At 69.6% G+C, this 7060-nt stretch carries 1 protein-coding gene; it reads left to right on the forward strand.

Annotation, left to right across the window (positions count from 1 at the left end; translation table 11 throughout):
• The coding region (locus AAW14_RS38780) for a non-ribosomal peptide synthetase (protein WP_265569172.1) at positions 1–7060 on the forward strand (7060 nt) is incomplete at both ends.

Raw genomic sequence — 7060 nt, forward strand, 5'->3', positions numbered from 1 at the left:
GGTGGCCGATGGTGATGTTGGTCAACTGCCGGAGTTGGTGGGGGTCTTCGCTGCGGAGCGGCTGCCGGAGTACATGGTTCCGGCTGCGGTCGTGGTGGTGGACGCCCTGCCGCTGACGCTGAACGGCAAGCTCGACCGCAAGGCCCTGCCGGTGCCCCAGTACGCGACCGGTGGTGGCCGGGGCCCGGCGAACGCGCGCGAGGAGATCGTCTGCGCCGCCTTCGGGGACGTCCTGGGCCTGGAGAGCATCGGAGTCGACGACAACTTCTTCGAACTCGGCGGGCACTCGCTGCTCGCTGTACGCCTCGTGGAGGCACTGCGCGGACGCGGCGTGTCCGTCTCGGTGCGGACGTTCTTCCAGTCCCCGACCCCGGCCGGCCTGGCAGCCTCCACCGGCGCGACGCAGGTGGAGGTGCCGGAGAACCTGATCCCCGCCGACGCCCGTGAGATCACCCCGGAGATGCTGCCCCTGGTCGACCTGAGTGCCGACGACATCGCGCGGATCGTCGCCACCGTCGAGGGCGGCGCAGCCAACATCGCCGACATCTACCCGCTGGCTCCGCTGCAGGAGGGCCTGCTCTTCCACCACCTCCTGGCGGAGGGTGGCGAGGACGCCTACGTCCTGCCGACGGTCGTCGAGTTCGACTCAGCGGAGCGGTTCGATGGTTTTGTCCAGGCTCTCCAGCAGGTGATCGACCGGCACGACATATACCGGACCTCGATCGTCTGGGACGGACTGCCCGAACCGGTGCAGGTGGTGTGGCGGCGCTCCGTGTTGTCGGTGACCAGGGTGTCGTACGATCCGGGGACCACCGACCCGGCGGCCGAGCTGATGGCTCAGGTCGGCGCGTCGATGGACCTGGGGCGCGCTCCGCTGATCACAGTTCACGTTGCGGTCGTACCCGGTACCGACCGGAGGCTCGCGCTGGTGCGGGTGCACCACATGGTGCAGGACCACACCGCGCTGGAGGTCCTGCTCGGCGAGGTCGAGGCCTTCCTGGCCGGGCGCGGGAGTGAACTTCCCGAGCCGCTGCCATTCCGGAATCTCGTGGCGCAGGCTCGTAACGGCGTCGCCCGGGCGGAGCACGAGCGGTACTTCAGGGAGCTGCTGGGAGATGTCGACGAGCCGACCGCCCCCTACGGGATGGTCGATGTGCGGGGCGACGGCGTCGACACGGTGCTGGCAGTGACGCCGTTCGCACCGGAGTTGAACGACCGGCTGCGCGACATCGCACGCAGGTTGAGCACCAGCGCGGCGACGGTGCTGCACGTGGCGTGGGCACGGGTGCTCGCGGCAGTCTCGGGCCGTCAGGATGTCGTCTTCGGTACGGTGCTGCTGGGGCGGATGAGTGCGGGTGCCGGTTCGGGTCGGGTGGTCGGTCCGTACATCAACACCCTTCCGGTGCGAGTTCGCACCGATGAGTTGGGGGCGCTGGCAGCGGTACAGGCGATGCGGGCCCAGCTGGCAATGCTGTTGGAGCATGAGCACGCGTCGTTGGCCATGGCCCAGCAGGTGAGTGGAGTCGGGGGTGACACACCCCTGTTCACCTCGCTTCTCAACTACCGCCACAACGTCGCCCGGAACACCCCGCATCAACCGGCCGACGGCGTTGGCGGCATGCGGAAGGTCTTCTCGCAGGAGCGCACCAACTACCCTTTGAGCGTCTCGGTCGATGACAACGGCGACTCGATCTCGCTGGCGGTGGACGCGGTGGCACCGGTCGATCCGCGGGCGGTGGGGGTGCTGCTGCGCACCGCGACCGAGCAGTTGGTCGGCGCGCTGGAGGCGGCCCTCGCCGGTGGTCCCGACCAACCGCTCAGCGCGCTCCGGGTCTTGGCCGAGGAGGAGCTGCGCCAGGTCCTCACCGAGTGGAACGACACCGCGGCCGAGGTGTTCCCGGTGTCAGTGGTCGGGCTGTTCGAGGGCTGGGTGACGCGGACGCCGGAAGCGGTAGCGGTGGTGGCCGACGGTGCGGAGGTGTCGTACGCGGAGTTGGACGCGCGGTCGGACGTCTTGGCACGGTTCCTGGTCGGACGCGGTGTCGGTCCGGAGTCCGTGGTCGGGTTGGCGCTGGACCGGGGTGTGGATCTGATCGTGGCGGTGCTGGCGGTGCTGAAGGCGGGTGCCGCCTACCTGCCGGTGGATCCGGAGTATCCGACGGAGCGGATCGCGTTCATGATCCAGGATGCGGCGCCGGTGCTGGTGCTGGCCTCAGCGGGTACGGCCTCGGTGGTGACGCAGGTGGGGGCGCCGGTGGTGCTCGTGGACTCCGCGGAGGTGTTCCAGGAGTCGGCGGAATCGGCCGTGGCCGAGCAGGTTGTGCCGCTGCCGGAGCAGCTGGCGTATGTGATCTACACCTCGGGGTCGACGGGGCGGCCGAAGGGGGTTGCGGTCACGCATGGGGGTCTGGCGAACTACGTCCGGTGGGCGGCAGGTGCGTATGGCGTGGGCGGTGGTGGTGCGCCGTTGCATTCGTCGTTGGCGTTCGACCTGACGGTGACCAGTGTGGTGGTGCCGTTGGTGTCGGGTGCGCCGGTGGTGGTGAGCCGTGAGGGCGGCGCGGAGGGTCTGGCGGATCTGCTGCGTGATGGTGGTGGGTTCGGTCTGGTGAAGGTGGTTCCGGCGCATCTCCCGCTGTTGTCGCGGATGCTGGCGGATGAGGGGGTTGAGGGTGCTGCGGGGACGTGGGTGGTGGGGGGTGAGGCGCTGCCGGGTTCGGTGGTTCGGGACTGGTTGGAGCGTGCTCCGGGGTCGGTGGTGGTGAACGAGTACGGTCCGACCGAGGCGGTGGTCGGCTGCTGTGTGTTCGAGGTCCGGGCCGGGCAGGCGGTGGGTGAGCGGGTGCCGGTCGGGCGTCCGATTGCGAACATGCGTCTGTACGTTCTGGACGAGTTCCTGCGGCCGGTGGCGCCGGGTGTGGCGGGTGAGTTGTATGTCGCGGGTGTGCAGGTGGCGCGCGGGTATGTGCGTCGTCCGGGTCTGACGGCGGAGCGGTTTGTGGCGAACCCCTTCGAGCCGGGGGAGCGGATGTACCGCACGGGTGACCTTGCGCGCTGGAGGCGGGATGGGCAGCTGGAGTATCTGGGCCGGGGCGATGAGCAGGTGAAGGTCCGTGGGTTCCGGATCGAGCCGGGCGAGGTCCAGGCCGTGGTGGCGGCGCATCCGCAGGTCGCGCAGGCCGCGGTGATCGCCCGCGAGGACACACCTGGTGATGTGCGCCTGGTCGCCTATGTGGTCGGCGCCGAGGGGGCGACAGGTCTGTCGGCTTCGGTCCGGGAGTTCGTCGGTCAGCAACTGCCCGGGTACATGGTGCCGTCCGCCGTCGTGGAGCTGGGCGCGCTGCCGTTGACGGTGAACGGCAAGCTCGACCGTGCGGCACTGCCGGCGCCGGAGTACGCGATGAGCAAGGGCCGTGGTCCGGCGACGCCCCACGAGGAGCTGCTGTGCGGAGTGTTCGCACAGGTACTCGGCCTGGAGAAGGTCGGGGTGGACGACGACTTCTTCGCGCTCGGTGGTCACTCCCTGCTCGCCACCAGGCTGGTGAGCCGGATCCGCACGGTCCTGGGAGTCCAGGTGTCGCTGCGGGCGCTGTTCGACGCTCCGACGGTGGCAGGCCTGGCTGCCCGCCTGACCGACGCGAGCACGGCGCAAATGGCGCTGACAGCAGGTCCGCGACCCGAGCGGGTGCCGCTGTCGTACGGTCAGCGCCGGATCTGGTTCCTGGGGCAGTTGGAGGGCCCGAGCGCAACCTACAACGTGCCGGTCGCACTGAAGCTGTTCGGCCGGTTGGACCAGGAGGCCCTGAACGCGGCACTACTCGACGTGATCGGTCGGCACGAGGTACTGCGCACGGTTTTCCCGACCATGGACGATGAGCCCTACCAGCAGGTCCTTCCGGCAGGCGGACCGGGGTGGCTGTTGTCCGTGTCCGAGGTGGCGCCCGAAGTGCTGGACTCCGCGGTGGCCGAGGCGGCGGGCCACCTCTTCGACCTGGCATCGGAGCTGCCGATCAAGGCTTGCCTCTACCGCACCGCTCCCGAGGAGCACGTCCTGGTGGTGACCATCCATCACATCGCCAGTGACGGGTGGTCGACGGGCGTGTTGGCCCGCGATATCTCGGTGGCTTACGCGGCGCGTTGCGCGGGCCGGGCCCCCGAGTGGGAGCCGCTGCCGGTGCAGTACGCCGACTACGCGCTCTGGCAGCGCGGCCTGCTGGGCGACGAGCACGACCCGGAGAGCGTGATCTCCCGCCAGGCCGACTACTGGCGGACGGCGTTGGAGGGGGTGCCGGAGGAGCTTGCGCTGCCGGTGGACCGTCCGCGTCCCGCCGTCGCCTCGCACCTCGGCCACCAGGTGCCTGTCGCGGTACCCGCCGAGGTCCACGTCCGGCTGGTGGAGCTGGCGCGGGCCGAGGGCGTGACGGTGTTCATGGTGCTGCAGGCCGCCTTGGCGGTGCTGTTCTCGCGCTTGGGCGCCGGCACGGACATCCCGATCGGTTCGCCCAACGCCGGCCGGACCGACGAGACGCTGAACGACCTGGTTGGCTTCTTCCTCAACACGCTGGTGGTGCGCACCGACCTGTCGGGGGATCCGACCTTCCATACGGTGCTGGGCCGGGTGCGGGAGCGGAGCCTGGAGGCGTTCGCGCACCAGGACGTTCCCTTCGAGCGGCTGGTGGAGGAGCTGGCACCGAACCGTTCGATGGCCCGTCACGCGCTGTTCCAGACGATGCTCACGCTGCAGAACACCGAGGACGCGGTGTTGGAACTGCCTGGTCTTCGGGTGGAGCCGATGCCGGCGGGTGCGGCGCTGGCGAGGTTCGACCTCGATGTGATTGTGGCCGAGAAGTTCGACGAGCGCGGCGCTCCGGCGGGTATGGGGGGTTCGGTGACCGCCGCGGCAGATCTGTTCGACGCGGAGTCCGCGGAACGGCTTGTGGCGCGTCTCGTGCAGGTACTGGACCAGCTGACCGGCGATCCGCAGCTTCGGCTGAGTGCGGTGGATGTGCTGGGTGCTGCCGAGCGCGAGCGGATGCTGGTCGAGTGGAACGCGACCGACGCCGAGGTGTCGTCGTGGTCGGTGGCGGAGCTGTTCGAGGCGCAGGTGGTGCGGGCGCCGGAGGCAGTGGCCGTTGTCGCCGAGGGGGCCGAGGTGCCGTACGCGGAGTTGGACGCGCGGGCGAACCGGCTGGCGCGACTGCTGGTTTCGCGTGGTGTGGGCCCGGAGTCGGTGGTGGGGGTGTGCCTCGAGCGTGGGGTTGAGTTGATGGTGGCGTTGCTCGCGGTGGCGAAGGCGGGTGGCGCGTATATGCCGATCGATCCGGCGTATCCGGCTGACCGGATCGGGTACATGCTTGAGGATGCGGGGCCGGTGGCGGTGCTCGCTTCCTCGGGTACGGCGTCGCTGGTGCCCGGCTCCGCGGTGGTTCTGGACGCGCCGGAGACGGCGACGGAGCTGGCGGATCTTGACGACAGTGCGTTTGTCGGCCGGGTGGTGCGCTTGGCGAGTCCGGCGTATGTGATCTACACGTCGGGGTCGACGGGGCGGCCCAAGGGTGTGCTGGTGTCGCATGCGGGTGTGGCGAGCCTGGTGGCGGGTCATGTGCGCTGTCTGGGGGTTGGTGCCGGGTCGCGGGTGGGGCAGTTCGCTTCGGCGGGCTTCGACACCTTCGGCTGGGAGTGGTTCATGGCCTTGCTGACCGGCGCGACCCTGGTGGTGATTCCGCAGGAGCGACGCCTGGGTGAGGCTTTGCCGCGGTTCCTGGCGGAGCAGCGGGTGACGCATGTGACGCTGCCGCCGGCCGTTCTGGCCACCCTGGACGAGGGGTCGATCGGCGAGGAGGTGGTGCTGGTGACCGCTGGTGAGGCATGTCCACCGGAGGTGATGGCGCGCTGGACGCGTGGTCACCGGCTGTTCAACTCCTACGGTCCGACCGAGACGACGGTGGATGCGACGTTGTGGCGTTGCGATCCGTCGGCGGGGGAGGTGGCGATCGGCTCGCCGGTGGTGAACACGCGGGTGTTCGTGCTGGATGAGTATCTGGAGCCGGTTCCGGTGGGTGTGGCCGGTGAGTTGTACGTGGCGGGTGCGGGCCTTGCTCGCGGGTATCTGGGGCGTCCCGGTCTGACAGCGGAGCGGTTCGTGGCCAACCCGTTCGGTGGAGCGGGCGAGCGGTTGTACCGCACGGGTGACCGGGCGCAGTGGACGGCGGACGGGCAGCTGGTGTTCGCGGGCCGCGCGGATGACCAGGTGAAGATCCGTGGTTTCCGGATCGAGCCGGGCGAGGTCGAGAACGTGGTGGCCGCTCATCCCGAGGTCGCCCAGGCCGCGGTCGTCGTGCGGGAGGACGCTCCGGGCGAGAAGCGCCTGGTCGCCTATGTGGTTGCCAGTGGCGCGCATGCGGAACTGCCGCAGCTGGTGACCCGATTGGCTGCAGAGCGCCTGCCAGAGTACATGGTCCCGTCGGCTGTCATGGTGCTCGATGCCCTGCCGCTGACGGTGAACGGCAAGCTGGACCGCAAGGCACTGCCCACCCCTGAGGAGCGGTCCGGGGCCGGGCGACGTCCGGCCAACATGCGCGAGGAGATCCTGTGCGGCGTCTTTGCTCAGGTACTCGGTGTCGAGAGCGTCGGTGTCGACGACGACTTCTTCGCCCTCGGCGGACACTCACTGCTGGCGGTTCGACTGGCCAGTCGAGTTCGGGCCGTGCTCGGCGTGAATCTGGACATCCGGGTACTGTTCGACGCGCCGACCGTCGCGGCCCTCGCCTCTCGGCTTGCGGACGACGGGCAAAGTCGACCGGCCCTGATGCCGATGGAGCGCCCCGAGCGGGTGCCGCTGTCCTTCGCGCAGCGGCGCTTGTGGTTCGTCGAACAACTCCAGGGCCCCAGCGCCGTTTACAACATTCCGATCGCGCTGAAGCTGCCGGGACGGATCAACCGGCAGGCACTCGGCGCCGCCTTGCGGGATGTGATCGGCCGACACGAGGCGCTGCGCACGGTGCTGCCGACGGAGAACGGCGAGCCCTACCAGCGGATCCTGGACCTTGCGGATCTGGAG

The sequence above is a fragment of the Streptomyces hygroscopicus genome (assembly GCF_026168105.1).
Classification (GTDB): domain Bacteria; phylum Actinomycetota; class Actinomycetes; order Streptomycetales; family Streptomycetaceae; genus Streptomyces; species Streptomyces hygroscopicus_D.